Origin of the sequence: Nostoc sp. (genome assembly GCF_035638895.1) — a bacterium.
Taxonomy (GTDB): Bacteria; Cyanobacteriota; Cyanobacteriia; order Cyanobacteriales; family Nostocaceae; genus Nostoc.
In genome coordinates this window covers 1-16,980 of sequence record NZ_DASQZC010000260.1, presented here as the reverse complement: position 1 = coordinate 16,980, position 16,980 = coordinate 1, and the positions used below count along the sequence as shown (strand labels likewise).

Sequence of the window (16,980 nt, the reverse complement as noted above, 5' to 3'; positions counted from 1 at the left end):
GCGGGCTAAGGTAGATTTACCAGCACCCCCAGAACCAATAATTAAGATTTTCTTCACCTTGTGTTTGCATCTCCCTTTTCAAGCTCATAAGGGTAAGCATTGCTCACCCAAATAACCGTCTTCAGGGCAACTCAATACGCCGCTACAATAGTACCCTAAGAAGGATTATGCCCAAATATTGATATTATGACCACTGCTACAACCGTAAAAACTGAGTATGAAGCGATTATTGGACTAGAAACCCATTGTCAGCTGAGTACCAACACCAAGATTTTCTCTAATAGCTCTACAGCATTTGGTGCTGACCCAAATACTAACATTGACCCGGTTTGTATGGGTTTACCTGGGGTCTTACCTGTACTCAATGAAAAAGTATTAGAATACGCCGTCAAGACTGGTTTGGCACTGAACTGTCAAATCGCTAGATATAGCAAGTTTGACCGGAAACAGTATTTTTATCCTGACTTACCCAAAAATTACCAAATTTCTCAATATGACCTACCGATCGCAGAACATGGTTGGTTAGAAATTGAGTTGGTAGATGCTGAGGGGAATCCGATTCGTAAACGCATTGGCATCACACGTCTGCACATGGAAGAAGATGCTGGAAAATTGGTACACGCAGGTAGCGATCGCCTCTCCGGTTCTTCCTATTCTCTGGTAGACTACAATCGCGCAGGTGTACCGTTAGTAGAAATTGTCTCGGAACCTGACTTGCGTTCTGGATTAGAAGCTGCTGAATATGCCGAAGAGTTGCGCCGGATTGTCCGGTATCTCGGCGTGAGTGACGGTAATATGCAAGAAGGATCTCTACGCTGCGATGTCAACATTTCTGTGCGTCCAGTGGGACGAAAGGAATTTGGCACTAAGGTAGAGATTAAAAACATGAACTCGTTCAGCGCCATCCAACGGGCGATTGACTATGAAATTGAGCGTCAAATCGCAGCCATCGAAGCAGGCGATCGCATCATCCAAGAAACTCGGCTGTGGGAAGAAGGCGCTCAACGCACAAGTAGTATGCGGGTGAAAGAAGGTTCTAGCGATTACCGTTACTTCCCCGAACCAGATTTAGCACCAATTGAGGTGACAGATGCAGAATTAGAGAAATGGCACAGCGAACTACCAGAATTACCAGCCCACAAACGCCATCGTTATGAAAGTGAGTTGGGGCTTTCGGCTTACGATGCGCGAGTCCTGACAGAAGATCATTCAATAGCGGAATATTTTGAAACTGCGATCGCATCTGGAGCAAATCCCAAAGCTGCTGCAAACTGGATTACTCAAGATATTACCGCCCACCTCAATAAGCAAAAACTCAATATTACTCAAATCGCCCTAACTCCCACCAATCTAGCTGATATCATCACTCGCATTGAAACGGGCAAAATTAGCAATGCTCAAGCTAAAGAAAAGTTGCCAGATTTGCTCACTGGTATTTCTCCTGAAAAAGCCTTTGCAGGTCAAGAGTTAATCACCGATCCTAGTGTACTAGAACCCATCGTTGATGAAGTCATAGCTGCCAATCCCAAAGAACTAGAAAAGTATCGCAACGGTAACACCAACCTCAAAGGCTTCTTTGTCGGACAAGTTCTGAAAAAGACAGGTAAACGTGCCGATCCTAAACTGACTAACGAATTGGTGGAGAAAAAACTGAACGCCTAGCAGGGAGCAGGGAGCAAGGGAGAAGATTTTTCCCCTCTGCCTCTTTTCCATGCCCAATTCCCAATGCCCAAGTAAGTATTTTCCCGGTCATTCTTCACGAAATCTTCATATAAAAACTGGTGACAGCCCCCATACCTAAAATGCTATGCTGTGGTAAGTAGATGCACCCTGATGATCTGGAGAGCTGCCTAAGTGGCTCTCTTTTTTATTTGAGTTATGTGGTATTTACGTAAAGACTTCATAAAATTTTTTGAAATAATTTGAATAGATAAGTATTAACCCTTACGGCACAAGTGATATTGTGTAATAAAAAGATGCACCGTAATGATCTGGAGAGCCATTTAGGTCGCTCTCCTTTTTTGCTTTTGTCTTTCGTCATAAGAAAGGTAAAAACAATTATGCTAATTGCCAACTAGTGCTTTATTATTGCCATCAGCAAATAAACTCATAAAAAAGGGAGTGGGGAGCGGGGAGTAGGGATTAGGGGAAGTAGGAAAAAACTAATAACTTTCAACTTCTAACTCCTAACTCCTAACTCTACACTTTTCCAAAGCACAAATTGACCTATCCAACTTGATAGTTGTAAGGAAGAATAATGGCAGATTGGCAAAAAATCACAGGTGGCATCACAGCACCAAGGGGGTATCAAGCGGCGGGAATTACCGCAGGGTTGAAACCTTCGGGGTTGCCAGATTTAGCTTTGATATTCTCAGAGGTAGAAGCGATCGCAGCTGGTGTGTTCACCACTAGCCAAGTTAAAGCTGCCTGCGTAGAATATTGTCGCCAACGCTTGCAAGCTAAACATAGCGCTCGTGCTATCCTCTGCAACGCTGGACAAGCAAACGCCGCTACAGGAAGTCAAGGCTACCTTGATACTTTAGAATCTGCTATGGCAGTAGGTCAAGCACTAAACATTCCATCTGAATCTGTGTTAGTGGCTTCCACTGGCGTGATTGGTCAAAGAATTAAGATGGATGCTTTGCGAAATGGGATTCCCAAGGTAGTAGCAGCACTATCAGAAACAGGCTCAGATGCCGCCGCTGGAGCGATTATCACTACAGACTTGGTAACAAAATCCATTGCCCTAGAGACAACTATAAGTGACCGCCCGGTACGAATTGGTGGTATTGCCAAAGGTTCCGGTATGATTCACCCCAACATGGCAACCATGCTGGCATTTGTTACTTGTGATGCTGTGGTTTCGCCAGCTCTTTGGCAACAGATGTTGGCAAGGGCAGCTGATAAAAGTTTCAATTCCATTACTGTGGATGGTGATACCAGCACCAACGACAGCTTAATCGCCTTGGCAAATGGTCAATCTCGTACCCCAGCAATTACAGAATGGGGCGCAGAAGCAGAGAAATTAGAGGCGATGTTAACAGCAGTTTGCCAGCATTTAGCCAAAGCGATCGCTCGTGATGGTGAAGGCGCAACCTGTCTAATTGAAGTAGAAGTAACAGGGGCCCATGATGAAATTTCAGCCCGACAAATAGCCAAAACCATCGCTGGTTCATCCTTAGTTAAATCTGCAATTTTTGGACGTGATCCTAACTGGGGACGCATCGCCGCCGCCGCCGGACGTTCAGGTGTGCCTTTTGAGCAAGAAAATCTGCAAATTAAGCTAGGGAATTTTTTAATGTTAGAAAACGGGCAGCCCTTAACTTTTGATCGTGCAGCAGCGAGTGCTTATTTGAAAAAAGCAACGGCGGGTGCTTATCTCCAAGAGGATACTGTATTAATCTCCGTTAACGTTGGCAATGGTCATGGTGTGGGTAAAGCTTGGGGTTGTGATTTGAGTTACGACTACGTGAGGATTAACGCCGAATACACTACGTAAACTACTACCAATTGTTTGCGCTGTAGAGACGCGATTCATCGCGTCTTTAGCCAAGGATGTGTTGCAATCATTAATTGAATTGGTATCAGAATAGTTTTACAGTCTCTCATGCTGTGGCTGGACGGGGAAAAATGCCTAAAAAGCATATAGAACTTAGAAGGAAGAGGTACTTCAAGCTCAGTTCACAAATCGCTCAGTTGGATAATGCACAATTGCGTTCTCTCTTAGACCATAGTGAGTCGAATGAGTCTAGCACGGGTTGGGGGATGAATCACACCATCGTCCTTGGGGAATCCAAGGTATTTGTGAAACGTGTTCCAGTTACAAACATCGAATATGACAACCTGTTCTCTACAAGAAACCTCTATAATCTCCCAACTTACTGTAATTACGGCTTCGGTTCCACTGGTTTTGGGGTCTTCCGAGAACTTGTTACCCATATCAAGACAACCAACTGGGTATTGTCGGGCGTAATTGCCACCTTCCCACTGATGTACCATTATCGGATTATTCCTTTCTCCGGGCGGCGTGCGGATGTCGATATGGAACGTCTAAAAGATTATGTGGAGTACTGGGGCAATAGTGCCAACGCTGGGAATTATATGTTAGATAGAGCGATCGCCAACTATGAGTTGGTTCTGTTTCTAGAGTATGTACCACATGTTCTAGAAACATGGTTGCAGGAAAACCCTAACAAACTTCACAAACCCCTGGATGACTTACGCACCACGATTACCTTTTTGAGGATGAAGGGAATCATCCACTTTGACGCACATTTTCGCAACATCCTCACAGACGGCAAGCGGATATATTTGAGCGATTTTGGTTTGGTACTTGACAAGAGTTTTAGGTTGACAAAAGATGAAAAGTCTTTTTTTCAGCAGAATACATTTTATGACTATGGAGAAGTCCTGCGGAATCTTGGCCATCTTATTCGATCGCCGTATGATTTGTGTTCGGAGAACGATAAACGCAGGATTATGGAAAAATATGGCATAAAAGAAGGCTTAAAACCTTATGAACTGCGGTCTATATTACTCGACAATATCGAGCAGATACATGCTGATGGAGTCATGAAGTTAGATGAGTTCTATGTTGCCAGCATCGTTAAGTACCGCAGCATCATTGCGCTGATGCAAAAGTTCTTTTCTGATATGTGGGAAAACAACAACAAGGACACTAAACTTCGTCACGCAGAACTAGGGCTGCTGCTTAAAGAGACAGGGTTTATTCCTAGTGTTGGAAACAGCAGATAGTTGTGATCGCTAGATAAAAAACACACCTATTTGGGGTATTTGCTTAGGTCTACAACTTTCCCAGCCTTACCATCTCGCTCTTACCGCAGTGCGCTCCTAAATTATAGGGATAACATAATGGTTGTGATAAATAAAAACTTATATATGACAAATAACTACTAAAATTAAGTTACAAAAGAAGTAACGAGAGTCAATCATCAAGTAAACATGATAGTCTTCATAAATAAGAGTTGATATATTAAAAATTATTCATATAGTTAAGGAAAATAGATAAATTTTTTCTTATATATCCAATTTAATATTTCTTTAATAAATTGATACTCCAAGTTGAGCAATTTGGCTTCAAAGGCTGTAAACTGATTTCAACAAGGTGAATGACACCTCTAAAACCCACTAGAGCAGAGTCAAGAAATTAGCCGAGTTTTTTTATACAAGTAGCCGCGTCATTGATGGAATGGCTGCGGTTGCTTTGCCAAATATAGCTTGATTAATCATTAATACAGCAATAAACACAACGTTTTATTGCCTAAATTGTCATAGCTATAAAAATAAAATTTACGTTTTCAGGAGATATTATGAAAGAATTTTTTAATCAAATTTCCCGTCGCAAATTCATCTTTACAGCCGGAGCATCTGCGGGTGCTGTATTCCTCAAAGGCTGCTTGGGTAATCCTCCTGACAACCTGACTGGTGGAAGCACTCAAGCACAACCAACTGCTCAAACGGTTGCTAATATTAGTCCTGAACAAACACCAGAAACTACTACAGTTAAGCTGGGATATATTCCCATTGTGGAAGCGGCTCCACTAATTATTGCTAAAGAAAAAGGCTTTTTTGCAAAGTATGGGATGAGTAATGTTGACCTTTCCAAACAAGCTTCTTGGGGTGCAGCCAGAGATAACGTAGAAATTGGTTCTGCTGGTGGTGGTATAGATGGCGGTCAATGGCAGATGCCAATGCCACATTTAATCACAGAAGGTTTAATTACCAAGGGCAATCAAAAAATACCCATGTATGTATTATGTCAATTGATTACACATGGAAATGGAATTGCGATCGCAAACAAGCACCAAGGCAAAGGTATTAGCTTACAACTCGCCAGCGCTAAGTCTCTATTCACGGAATTAAAATCTTCAACACCCTTTACGGCTGCATTTACCTTTCCACATGTCAACCAAGATTTGTGGATTCGGTACTGGTTAGCAGCAGGCGGCTTAGATCCAGATGCAGATGTCAAGTTGCTTACAGTACCTGCGGCGCAAACTGTCGCCAACATGCAAACAGGAACGATGGATGCCTTTAGTACAGGCGACCCCTGGCCTTATCGCCTGGTTAAAGACAAAATCGGCTATGTAGCAGCATTAACCGCAGAAATTTGGAAGAATCATCCTGAAGAATACCTTGCCATCAGAGGCGATTGGGTTGATAAAAATCCCAAGGCTACCAAAGCAATTTTAAAAGGAATTATGGAAGCTCAACAGTGGTTAGATAATTTTGATAATCGTAAAGAAGCGGCTCAAATTCTGGCTGGGCGAAATTATTTCAACCTTTCTTCACCTGAAATTTTGGCAGATCCATACCAAGGCAAATATGACATGGGCGATGGTCGCAAAATTGATGATAAATCAATGGCTGCGTACTACTGGAAAGATGAAAAAGGTAGCGTTTCTTATCCTTACAAGAGTCATGATTTATGGTTTATAGTTGAAAACGTTCGCTGGGGATTCTTACCAAAAGATTACCTAGACAATAATGCTGCTAAGGCTAAGGAACTTATTAACAAGGTAAACCGCGAAGATATTTGGAAAGAAGCTGCAAAAGAAGCTGGTATTGCTAGTGCTGATATTCCTACAAATACATCCCGTGGTGTAGAAGAGTTTTTTGATGGCATCAAATTTGACCCCGAAAAGCCAGAAGAATATTTGAAGAGTCTGAAAATCAAAAAGGTCAGTGTTTAGAGGCACGATTAAACTCTTGTAGAGACGCGATGAATCGCGTCTAGGACAAATACACAAATAAAATTTGAGGAGATTACAGCATCATGACAATAGCTCAAAAACGCCCTGCAAGTCCTAGATTGAGTAATGGGTTTATATCCAGCCTAAAAAAGCAATTTCCTGACCTGATACCACCAACGATCGCCATCACAATCTTCCTCGTTCTCTGGCAACTCTTCGCTTGGATTCCGGGAGCCACATTACCAGGGCCAATACAAGTTATCCAAGACACTTGGGTTCTCATTTTCTGGCCATTTTATGACCGAGGTGGCATTGATAAAGGTCTATTTTGGCAGATTCTCGCTAGTCTGCAACGGGTTGCTATCAGTTATACCCTAGCTGCGATCGTTGGTATTGGCTTGGGCATTTTGATTGGGGTTAATCAAACAATGTCCAAAGCTTTAGATCCCATCTTTCAATTATTGCGGACTGTACCACCTCTAGCTTGGGTACCGATTTCTTTAGCAGCTTTACGACAAAACGAACCCGCAGCATTATTCGTAATCTTCATCACCGCCATTTGGCCCATCTTAATTAACACTGCTGTCGGTGTTACCCAAATTCCCCAAGATTACAACAACGTCGCCAAAGTTCTGCAACTTAGCCGCAAAGAATATTTCACTAATATTTTGATTCCTGCGGCATTACCCTACATTTTTACCGGGTTGAGAATTGCGATCGGTTTAGCTTGGTTAGCGATTATTGCCGCCGAAATCGTCATGTCTGGTATTGTCGGAATTGGCTTTTTTATCTGGGATGCTTATCAAAATAACAACGTCAGCGAAGTTATTTTAGCTCTAATTTATATCGGCATTGTCGGCTTGGTGCTAGATAAAATGATGGGTTGGCTTCAAAACAAGATTTTACCAGCAGAGCAGAAATAGTCATTAGTCATTGGTCATTGGTCATTTGTAGAAAGCTAAGGACTAATGACCACGTACTAAGGGCTAATGGCGAAAGACAAAAGACTAATGACAAAGGACTAATGAGTATGTTTGTAGCTGTTGATCAAATTGAAAAAGTTTTTGACTTAACTGGTGGTGGCAAATATGTCGCCCTCAAAGGAATCGATCTTCAAATTAAAAAAGGAGAATTCGTTTCTTTGATTGGTCACTCCGGTTGCGGCAAATCTACTCTATTAAATATGATTGCGGGTTTGGATTTGCCCACTGAGGGTCTTGTCACTCTTGAAGGACAAAAAATCACCAAACCCGGCCCAGACAGGATGGTGGTGTTCCAAAATTATTCGCTATTACCTTGGCGGACGGTAAGAGAAAATATTGCCCTCGCCGTGGACTCGGTAATGAAGGGTTTACCCGCAGCCGAACGCAACGCCATTATCGAAAAACATATTAATATGGTGGGTTTGCGTCCCCATGCTGATAAACAACCAGGAATGTTATCAGGTGGACAAAAGCAGCGAGTTGCGATCGCCCGCGCCTTAGCGATTCGTCCCAAATTACTCTTGCTAGATGAACCCTTTGGTGCATTGGATGCACTCACACGCGGCAATTTGCAAGAACAACTCATGCAAATTTGCGAAGAAAATCAAGTTACCGCCGTGATGGTGACACATGATGTAGATGAAGCGGTGCTTTTATCTGACAGGATTGTGATGCTGACCAACGGCCCCGAATCTAAAATTGGCGATATTTTAGAAGTGGATATTCCCAGACCCCGCAAGCGGATGGAAGTAGTAGAACATCCCAGCTACTACAGCTTGCGAAGTGAGATGATTTACTTCCTTAATCAGCAGAAACGCATCAAGAAAATTCGGGCACGCAAAACTGCCGACGTTGCCCGTCATGGATTAGAAAAAGTTAACCTAGAAATTGGCTTTTTACCTCTAACAGCTTGCGCCCCTTTAGCTGTTGCTAAAGAAAAAGGCTTTTTTGTCAAGCATGGTTTAGATGAAGTTAACCTCGTGCGGGAAAGTAGCTGGCGGGGTATAGAAGATGGCATAAGTGGCGGTTATTTAGATGCGGCGCAAATGCCTTCAGGGATGCCGATGTGGTTAACCTTGGGAGGACATAATAACCAACCTCTGCCCGTTGTCACCGCCCTCACCATGACTCGCAACGGTAACGCTATTACCTTGGCAAAACGCTTTCTCGACCAAGGTGTACAAACCTTATCAGATTTTAAAAGATACCTGCTTCGCACCCGTGACCAACGGCACACAATGGGAGTAGTACATGCCGCATCGATGCACAACTTGTTGCTGCGTTACTGGCTAGCGGCTGGTGGAATTGACCCCGATAGCGATGTGGATATGAAGACCATTCCCCCAGCGCAGATGGTAGCCGACCTCAAAGCTGGAAGCATTGATGGTTACTGCGTGGGTGAACCTTGGAATTATCGCGCTGCTGTAGAAGGTGCCGGCTTTACCATCGCTACGGATTTAGAAGTTTGGCTGGGACACCCCGGTAAAGTTCTTGGTGTGCGGGAAGATTGGGCAGAAAATTATCCAAATACGCATATCGCCTTAACCAAAGCTTTGTTAGAAGCTTGCGTGTATTGTGCAAATCCCGAAAATACCCAAGAAATTCGGCAAATTTTAGCAGGGCGAGATTATGTCAGCACTGATTTAGAATACATTCAACTCGAAGATCCAGATAGTCTCACCTGTGACTTAGACCATCCATTGCGAGACTATGCCCATCTCCAGTTTTATTCCGATTCCGCAATCAACCGTCCCAGTCGCACCGAACAAATTTGGATTATGAGTCAATTGGCGCGTTGGGGTGACACTCCCTTCCCCAGAAATTGGGTAGAAGTTGTTGAACGGGTGTGTCGCGTGCGTGTTTTCAGCACCGCCGCACGAGAATTAGGTTTAGATATTAGCTATATTCGCCAACCGATCCAAATGTTTGATGGTACTCCCTTTAACGCTGATGATCCGATCGCTTATCTCAACAACTTAAAAATTAAACGTGATTTTTCAGTCGCGGAAGTTGTTCTTGATGCACCGAGAAGGAGACTCGCGTCATAAAAGAATGCTGAGAGAAAGAGGAAGTGGAAGAAGTAGCACATCATACGCGAACCTCTGAACTCCATTAATGAACCTCTGAACTTCGTTAATGAGGCTTTGAACTCCCTCAAGTTATATCTTGCACCTGCCTATCCCGCCTGAGAATTTATTCTCAGGCTAATAGCCCAAGTCCACTCAAGTGGACTAAAACCCTTACTTAGTCTTCTTTAGAAGACTTTAGCTATAAGCCTCAGAATTCATTCTGAGGCGGTCGTGGAGACGGGCGCAAATTCTGAGTCAACGAATCTTTGAACTTTAACACTAAGCTTTTTAATCTCCAAATACCATGCCAAACTCCAACTCAACAGCTACAAACACATTAGGAAAACCATTCGCTACTGCAACCACCAGCCGCAGACCTTTTCTAGAAATTAAAGACGTTACCAAAGTTTATCCGACAAAGCAAGGCCCCTTCACCGTACTCGACGGCGTTAACCTCAACGTAGAACAGGGCGAGTTTATTTGCGTTATCGGCCACTCTGGCTGTGGCAAATCGACACTGTTAAATATGGTATCCGGTTTTAACTTTCCCACCTCCGGGCAAGTGTTACTTGAAGGAGAACCCATTACCAAGCCAGGCCCAGACAGGATGGTTGTTTTCCAAAACTATGCCTTGCTACCTTGGCGAACTGCTTTTGAAAATATCTATTTAGCTGTTAACGCCGTTTATCCCAACAAACCACAAGCTGAAAAAAGAGCGATCGTGCGCGATCATCTAGCAATGGTGGGACTGGCTGATGCAATGGAAAAGAAACCAATGCAAATGTCCGGCGGGATGAGACAACGGGTTTCCATCGCCCGTGCTTTGGCGATTCGCCCGAAAGTCTTAATTTTAGATGAACCTTTTGGGGCGCTGGATGCCATCACCAAAGAAGAATTACAAGAAGAATTGCTGAAAATTTGGGGTGATAACCGTTGTACAGTGCTGATGATTACCCACGACATCGACGAAGCACTATTTTTAGCAGATAAATTGGTAATGATGACTAACGGCCCTCATGCGAAAATTGGCGAAGTCATGGAAATTCCTTTTTCTCGTCCCCGCGATCGCGCCCGCATTATGGAAGATCCACAATACTACCAACTACGTAATTATGCCCTAGATTTCCTCTTTAATCGCTTTGCCCATGATGACGTAGGTTAAGCTAATCTTTTCCTAAGTTTTCATTCTAAAAAATGGTTCCTTCCAGACGAGTTTATTTATTGTTGGTTTTAGGTATAGCGATCGCCCCGATCCTATGCCTTTTTTTCAGCATTAAAGCAACCATCGCCATCACTTTGCTATTTGATGCGATCGTTCTCGGATTGATGATTATAGATGGTTTGCAGGTACGGCGTTCTCGCGTGCAAATTACCCGCGAATTACCGTCACGATTATCCATTGGGCGGGATAATCCAGTGGTGCTCAAAGTAACATCGCCAATTGCCAACGCCCTAATTGAAATCTGCGATTACTACCCAACAGGATTTGGCATATCTGCAACCACACTCCGCGCTATTATTCCCAGTAATACCACCCAAGAATTGACATATACCGTCAATCCAACACAGCGCGGCGAGTTTCCTTGGGGAAATATCCAAGTTCGACAGTTGGGAATTTGGGGATTAGCTTGGGATGATTGGCAAATTCCCCAAAGTCTGCAAGTAAAAGTTTATCCTGATTTAGTGGGATTGCGATCGCTCACAATTCGTCTAACATTGCAATCATCAGGATCAATGCGCCAATCCCGCAAAACTGGTATAGGTACAGAGTTTGCCGAACTGCGGAACTATCGGACTGGTGACGATTTACGGTTTATTGACTGGAAAGCTACCGCCCGTCGGGTTGGGGCATATAATAATGCAACGCCACTGGTGAGGGTTCTAGAACCCGAACAGGAACAAACTTTATTTATCTTGCTTGATCGCGGTCGGTTGATGACAGCAAAAGTGCAGAATTTGCAGAGATTTGACTGGGGTTTGAATGCAACTTTATCCTTAGCATTGGCGGGGTTACATCGAGGCGATCGCGTCGGTGTTGGTGTATTTGACCGCCAGATGCATACGTGGATTCCCCCAGAACGCGGTCAACATCATTTAAATCAGCTAATCGATCGCCTAACACCAATTCAACCAGTATTATTTGAATCTGATTATTTGGGGGCGGTGACAAATGTTGTGCAGCGACAAACTCGCAGGGCGCTGGTAGTCGTGATTACCGACTTAATTGATGTCACCGCTTCTACAGAACTTCTGGCTGCACTCTCCAAGCTAGCACCCCGCTATCTGCCCTTTTGTGTGACTCTGCGAGATCCGCAAGTTGATTGTTTAGCACATACTTTCACAGATGATGTTACAGATGCTTATGCCCGTGCAGTGTCACTAGATTTATTAATGCAACGACAAGTAGCTTATGCTCAGTTGAAGCAAAAAGGTGTATTAGTACTAGATGCACCAGCAAATCAAATTGCCGATCAGTTAGTTGAGCGATATCTGCAACTCAAAGCCCGGAATCAACTTTAGTGAATTGCATTGATTCATCAAATGCGAGGTGCAATTTTCAGCACCTCGCAATACTTACCTAAAGAAATGAAACGCTAATCACCATTAAACAACCACAAAATTGTTTTCGGTTAGTGATAATCCAGCAGATAATTGTGCAAATTTTACCTGAGTAAATGCAGACACACTACCATCTTGATCAAAGAACAGTCCACCTGTAACATTGTCATAAATGAATCGTTGAGCATTAGTGATTGCAGATGTGCCGATGCTAAACTGACTTGCAAAGACTGAAGGTGTTGCTAAATTGCCACCAAAGCCAGTAGTCGATACCTGAATCAAATCATTAGTGGCGTTGAAGTCATAAAGACTATCAATACCCTCATTGTAACTATTGAAAGCAAAGGTATCAGTACCATCCCCTCCAATTAGAGTGTCATTACCGTTGCCACCTGTAATGATATCATTACCAAAACCACCATCAAGAGTGTTATTACCTAATGCGTTATTTGCACTAAGAGTATCGTTGCCATCGCCCCCTAAGAGCAAATTAGTGCCTGTTGAATAATCAACAATCAAGTTATCAGCACCAGCGCCACCATTGAGAGTGTTATTTCCTGATGCTCTGCGATAGACTCCTTTGCCAAACTCGCCCTGTTCGTCGTACTCGTAGCCAGAGGCACTAAGAATATCATTACCATCATCTCCAGAGAGCAGGTTATGGCCTGATGAATAGTCAACAATCAAGTTATCCGCACCAGCACCACCATTAATGGTGTTATTGCCAGTGCAAGTATAACACCTTCCTCCGTAACCGTAGCCGTAGTTAGAGCCTGTGAGAGTATCATTGCCATCGCCACCATTGAGCAGATTAGCCCCTCGTGAATAGTTAACATTCAAGTAATCGTCACCACCGCCACCATTGAGGGTATTCTTGCCGGAGGTGTTATCAAACCTGTAGCCCTCGAAGTCAGAGGCACTAAGAGTATCATTGCCATCGCCACCATCCAGTAGGTTATTGCCTGTTGAAATGTTAGCACTCAAAGAATCGTTACCAAGACCACCGTTGAGGGTGTTATTACCATTGGCAAGATTGACGTTAAGATAATCATTGTCGTCGCCACCATCCAAGAAGTTATCGCCTGTTGAATAGAAAGCACTCAAGCTATCATTACCAGCGCCACCGTTGAGGGTGTTATTACCAGATACTTCAGGGTCATAGTAGCTACCAGAGACGCTAAGAGAATCATTGCTATTGCCACCATCGAGTAGGTTATTGCCTGCTGAACTGTCAGCACTCAAGCTATCGTTACCAGCGCCACCGTTGAGGGTGTTATTACCAGAAACCACATCGTAGTCACCTAAGGCACTAAGAGAATCATTGCCATCGCCACCATCTAATAGGTTATTGCCTGTTGAAAAATTAACGTCTAAATAATCGCTGCCAGTACCACCAAAGAGGGTGTTATTCCCTGCACCACCAATGAGGGTATCATTGCCTGTACCACCGCGCAGCAAATCGTTGCCACTTAAGCCGTCGATTTTGTCATTACCGCCCTGACCATTAATGACATCATCTGAATTATCTAAACCCTTAATGTTGTTGGATAGGTCATTAAGAAAGGTTACAGTATTCTTAATTTCTAAGCTCGTTGCAGTGGAACTGGCATCTAGGACATTAAAGCTGGAGGTAATGCTAGTTTGCCCATTAAATAGGATATTACCAATATCTGGTATTGTTCCAGAAGCTTTCAGGTTATCCAAGTTTTCTAAGTTGAAGTTTTGGAGGATTAATTTTGTCCCAGTCACCCCTTCAAAGGTGATTTCTAGGTTGTTGTCATTCTTGGTCAGCAGCAGATTTCTAGCAGTTAAGCCAGCACCTTGGAATTTTATAGTATCCACTTCGGCAATCACTGCTGCTGTCGGGTTTGTGCCTTTACCTACCCCACCAAAATCGGTGATGGTATCAGTGCCGTCGCCCAAATTGTAAATAAATTTATCTTTGCCACCGCCACCGGTCAGGGTGTCATTACCCTTTTGATCTGTAATGGTATCATTACCTGCAAGACCCTTAATCGTGTCAGCAGTGTTACTGCCCAGTAGAGTATCATTACTGCTGGTTCCAATGATATTTGTCATAATTTTTACCTTATTTAATCGATTGTTGGAGTAACGTAAGTTCTAAGTGCTGTTTTAGCGCACAACTAACTAGCCGAGAATTGAAACTTTCGGCAAGTTTTTTATGTCACTGCTGAGGAACAGTAATTATTATCGAAAATTTATCCTATTGACAAGCTTGCAAGTAGCACTTATCTAAGTATTAAAGTTTCACACACTGTACAAATTCATGACTGTGTGTATCAACTTAAATAAGTTGTTTTAGGCTTTTTCTAATCATCCTTGATTGAATATCAATCACTGAAAAACCTCGGCAAATTAACCTTAAATGCCTGAAACTCACATTCCATACTTTAATTTTTCAATATGTAAGTACTGTTATCTTGAAAATAGATAAAGGAATTTTCATACTCTCATTGTGGACTATTGCCCGTGGGTGTCTAGTTTAAAATAGAGAACATTTAAATAACACTCTAATAACCATCTGTAATAACCATATATGAATATTTACCGAGATGTCTATACTTAAAACACATCTTTGTATACTCTTCATATTAGTTGCTGCAATTGTATAGATGAATACTTGTTTTGCGTATCTCTAACATTTTTCTAGTCAAGGATTTATTTGCAGAAAGCAACAGACAAAAAGTGGTTTGAATCAAGGCTTCCAAGGGGGAAAACTTGTTAGATGGTTGAAAGAATAATAAAAAATATAGAATTAATCGTGGCGATCGCTTAGGTTAGGCTACGCTTACCCAGTGAGCAAGATAAAGAAACTGTGTGGCAATGTACTATATCTAAGTAATAACAAGTACATGTACATAAGTGTAGAAATGGAGACATAGCCCAAATTAACTAGTAAAACTGATAAATGATCTATACACATGCCGAAAGTTGAGGAATTAAAGACACCTGTAGACATGTAAAGCGTGGCTTGCCGTAGCTAGGGCGGCTTAAGACAAAGTAAGCCAACACTATTTTCTATTAACATTCATTGCATTAATAAATTGAATGCAAGATGCTATCTTAAGCACCTGGCATTCTCCGTTGAGCGATCGCTGTTGCAGATGTGCCGATGGTAAACTGACTTACCTGAAGTGAACTCTTCACATCATTTGCCCATAGATGTATATACAAATACTAAACTTTGTCTCTTCTTCATATTGTTTTAGTTTCTAGGCAATAATTTTCAGAAAGTAGTAGGCAAATATTTAAATGAGTGATACAAAATACATATTTGAATAATGCGATCGCTGCGGTTATTGCTAGACGTAGACTAGCAATATTTTATATCTGTGTAAAAATCGTTATAGGTTACTAAAATTACAAACGCAGAGATGATCCAACTTAGCCAAGAACATTTGCAAACTATCCGCACCCATGCAGAAAGCACCTATCCAGATGAGTGCTGTGGTCTAATTTTGGGCTATTTGGCTAATGGGGGTAAAATTGTGGTGGAAGTCATACCAACAGAAAATGCCTGGAATACAGAAGCGGCGGCTGAGTTTGCAGGGGAATACACAGCAGAAAGTAAAAGACGGCAATACACGATCGCACCCGAAGTCATGTTAAAAACACAAAGGGAAGCACGCAATAAATCGCTCAACATTATTGGCATTTTTCACTCCCACCCAGATCATCCTGCTATCCCTTCAGAATGCGATCGCCTATACGCTTGGCAAGGATATTCATATATAATAGTTTCTGTTCAAAAGGGCAAAGCTGGCGAACTCCTAAGCTGGAGCCTTGATGATACTCATCATTTCCAAGCAGAGGCTATTGAAAATATAATTTAACAGCTTAATTTCAGACTTTGCTGGATTGAAGTATGAAATGAAATTCCAAAATAGAAATTATATATTATGTTATGTCCGCTAAATTACCCATAATAAAAGAACCCCACCCCCAACCCCTCCCCGCAAGCGGGGAGGGGAGACAAAGCATAGCTTTGGCGGGGTGGGGTTCTTCGAGTTTAATAAGCAATCAAGCGGACATAATATTAGTCGGGGAATTAAGCCTTATCTTAAAATAGCGATCGCTATTTGATTAAAACATTTAAATACTAACGTTTTTTACTCATGATATAATCTAAGAACATCTAATTTGATATTCTTAGATTAAATTTTATGCTGACTTTTTGCTTAAGTTGACACTAATGGGCAATTCAATTAGTTGTGTCATACTTTCCAAGTTGCGCCCATTGCCAAAATCCATAGTCGGATCGATGGCTTTAAGTCCCGCCGTTCTGAATTCAGCTTTTTCTAAAACGCGGTATGTACGTTTTTGACGCGACATAAATATATCCTTTTTATCTGCTTTAGAGCTAGTTTGCCTCACTAAAGCTAGATATTAGTTCAGTATAATCCTCAAAATTAGTATCTAAAATAACAAATAATTCAGTGTTTAGCGCAAAAATTATGAGTTTGTGAATGAAAATCATGATTTTGTGAATGAAAATCATGATTTTGTGAATGAAAACCATGATTTTATTAATGAAAACCATGATTTTTTTTGTTGGATTTCTCTGAGTTTGGCTGTCGCATCTTCTACAAAGATTTGATAGGGAACCTCTCTAGCAAGATTAATAGCGCGATTGAG

Annotated in this window: 11 protein-coding genes; 9 read left to right on the top strand and 2 right to left on the bottom strand. The window is 42.3% G+C overall.

All coding sequences use genetic code 11. The features are described 5' to 3' along the window. The first annotated feature begins 186 nt into the window (after positions 1 to 186). From gatB to VE944_RS12570, 8 genes are all read left to right on the top strand, one after another. The gene (gatB, locus tag VE944_RS12605; protein ID WP_324977457.1) at positions 187 to 1,662 is read left to right on the top strand and encodes an Asp-tRNA(Asn)/Glu-tRNA(Gln) amidotransferase subunit GatB; all 1,476 of its coding nucleotides are present in this window, start codon (positions 187 to 189) and stop codon (positions 1,660 to 1,662) included. A gap of 595 nt (positions 1,663 to 2,257) precedes the next feature. Then, positions 2,258 to 3,499, top strand: coding sequence for a bifunctional ornithine acetyltransferase/N-acetylglutamate synthase (gene argJ, locus VE944_RS12600; RefSeq protein WP_324977454.1), 1,242 nt, complete (start codon positions 2,258 to 2,260; stop codon positions 3,497 to 3,499). Between the two features lie 74 nt (positions 3,500 to 3,573). Continuing rightward, positions 3,574 to 4,755 (top strand): protein kinase family protein, encoded by a 1,182-nt coding sequence (locus tag VE944_RS12595; RefSeq protein ID WP_324977450.1) that lies wholly within the window; start codon positions 3,574 to 3,576, stop codon positions 4,753 to 4,755. A gap of 575 nt (positions 4,756 to 5,330) precedes the next feature. Then, positions 5,331 to 6,713 carry a CmpA/NrtA family ABC transporter substrate-binding protein gene (locus VE944_RS12590; RefSeq protein ID WP_324977447.1) on the top strand — a complete coding sequence of 461 codons (1,383 nt, stop codon included), beginning with the start codon at positions 5,331 to 5,333 and terminating at the stop codon, positions 6,711 to 6,713. A gap of 83 nt (positions 6,714 to 6,796) precedes the next feature. Beyond that, positions 6,797 to 7,636, top strand: a complete 840-nt coding sequence (ntrB, locus tag VE944_RS12585; protein ID WP_324977443.1) for a nitrate ABC transporter permease — start codon at positions 6,797 to 6,799, stop codon at positions 7,634 to 7,636. Positions 7,637 to 7,737: 101 nt separating this feature from the next. Further along, positions 7,738 to 9,744, top strand: a complete 2,007-nt coding sequence (locus tag VE944_RS12580; RefSeq protein WP_324977440.1) for an ABC transporter ATP-binding/substrate-binding protein — start codon at positions 7,738 to 7,740, stop codon at positions 9,742 to 9,744. 325 nt (positions 9,745 to 10,069) lie between these two features. Beyond that, the gene (locus tag VE944_RS12575) at positions 10,070 to 10,927 is read left to right on the top strand and encodes a nitrate ABC transporter ATP-binding protein (RefSeq protein WP_324977437.1); all 858 of its coding nucleotides are present in this window, start codon (positions 10,070 to 10,072) and stop codon (positions 10,925 to 10,927) included. A gap of 32 nt (positions 10,928 to 10,959) precedes the next feature. Continuing rightward, positions 10,960 to 12,285: a DUF58 domain-containing protein gene (locus VE944_RS12570; RefSeq protein ID WP_324977435.1), complete on the top strand. Its 1,326-nt coding sequence runs from the start codon at positions 10,960 to 10,962 to the stop codon at positions 12,283 to 12,285. Between the two features lie 84 nt (positions 12,286 to 12,369). Here the strand turns inward: VE944_RS12570 and VE944_RS12565 are convergent, their stop codons facing one another. Then, the gene (locus VE944_RS12565; protein ID WP_324977432.1) at positions 12,370 to 14,403 is read right to left on the bottom strand and encodes a beta strand repeat-containing protein; all 2,034 of its coding nucleotides are present in this window, start codon (positions 14,401 to 14,403) and stop codon (positions 12,370 to 12,372) included. 1,316 nt (positions 14,404 to 15,719) lie between these two features. On the opposite strand from VE944_RS12565, the gene VE944_RS12560 reads away from it, so the two are divergent. Then, positions 15,720 to 16,178, top strand: coding sequence for a M67 family metallopeptidase (locus VE944_RS12560; RefSeq protein WP_324977429.1), 459 nt, complete (start codon positions 15,720 to 15,722; stop codon positions 16,176 to 16,178). A 328-nt stretch (positions 16,179 to 16,506) separates the two neighbouring features. On the opposite strand, the gene VE944_RS12555 is transcribed toward VE944_RS12560, so the two are convergent. Beyond that, on the bottom strand, positions 16,507 to 16,677 hold the full coding sequence (locus VE944_RS12555; protein ID WP_324977460.1) for a hypothetical protein: 171 nt from the start codon (positions 16,675 to 16,677) through the stop codon (positions 16,507 to 16,509). Between the last annotated feature and the right edge of the window lie 303 nt (positions 16,678 to 16,980).

What these genes read in the sequence shown, in the direction of transcription:
- VE944_RS12575 (WP_324977437.1), top strand. Translation starts at nt 10,070, where the DNA reads ATGCCAAACTCCAACTCAACAGCTACAAACACATTAGGAAAACCATTC.
- argJ (WP_324977454.1), top strand. Translation starts at nt 2,258, where the DNA reads ATGGCAGATTGGCAAAAAATCACAGGTGGCATCACAGCACCAAGGGGG.
- VE944_RS12590 (WP_324977447.1), top strand. Translation starts at nt 5,331, where the DNA reads ATGAAAGAATTTTTTAATCAAATTTCCCGTCGCAAATTCATCTTTACA.
- VE944_RS12570 (WP_324977435.1), top strand. Translation starts at nt 10,960, where the DNA reads ATGGTTCCTTCCAGACGAGTTTATTTATTGTTGGTTTTAGGTATAGCG.
- VE944_RS12565 (WP_324977432.1), bottom strand. Translation starts at nt 14,403, where the DNA reads ATGACAAATATCATTGGAACCAGCAGTAATGATACTCTACTGGGCAGT.
- VE944_RS12560 (WP_324977429.1), top strand. Translation starts at nt 15,720, where the DNA reads ATGATCCAACTTAGCCAAGAACATTTGCAAACTATCCGCACCCATGCA.
- ntrB (WP_324977443.1), top strand. Translation starts at nt 6,797, where the DNA reads ATGACAATAGCTCAAAAACGCCCTGCAAGTCCTAGATTGAGTAATGGG.
- VE944_RS12555 (WP_324977460.1), bottom strand. Translation starts at nt 16,677, where the DNA reads ATGTCGCGTCAAAAACGTACATACCGCGTTTTAGAAAAAGCTGAATTC.
- VE944_RS12580 (WP_324977440.1), top strand. Translation starts at nt 7,738, where the DNA reads ATGAGTATGTTTGTAGCTGTTGATCAAATTGAAAAAGTTTTTGACTTA.
- gatB (WP_324977457.1), top strand. Translation starts at nt 187, where the DNA reads ATGACCACTGCTACAACCGTAAAAACTGAGTATGAAGCGATTATTGGA.